Source organism: Hymenobacter ginkgonis, from assembly GCF_009755225.1.
GTDB lineage: Bacteria > Bacteroidota > Bacteroidia > Cytophagales > Hymenobacteraceae > Hymenobacter > Hymenobacter ginkgonis.
Genome location: NZ_WQKZ01000036.1, coordinates 1 through 241, shown reverse-complemented (window position 1 = coordinate 241; position 241 = coordinate 1). Strand labels below are relative to the sequence as shown.

Annotated in this window: 1 protein-coding gene; it reads left to right on the top strand. The window is 57.7% G+C overall.

All coding sequences use genetic code 11. The features are described from left to right. The coding region (locus GO988_RS23975; RefSeq protein ID WP_198173037.1) for a PKD domain-containing protein at positions 1–241 on the top strand (241 nt) is incomplete at both ends.

Sequence of the window (241 nt, the reverse complement as noted above, 5' to 3'; positions counted from 1 at the left end):
CACCACTTCAACTACGCTTGTTGGCTCCGCTACGGATGCGGACGGCACCATCAGTTCCTACACCTGGAGCCAGGTGAGCGGGCCCAATACGGCCACGTTCAGCAGCAAAACCGTGGCCGTGCCCACTATCAGTGGCTTGGCCGTGGGCAATTATATCTTCAGCTTGGTAGCGACCGACAACCTGGGTTTGGCTAGCCAGCCTGCCCAAGTAACGGTATCTGTAGACCAAGTTGGCGTGAGT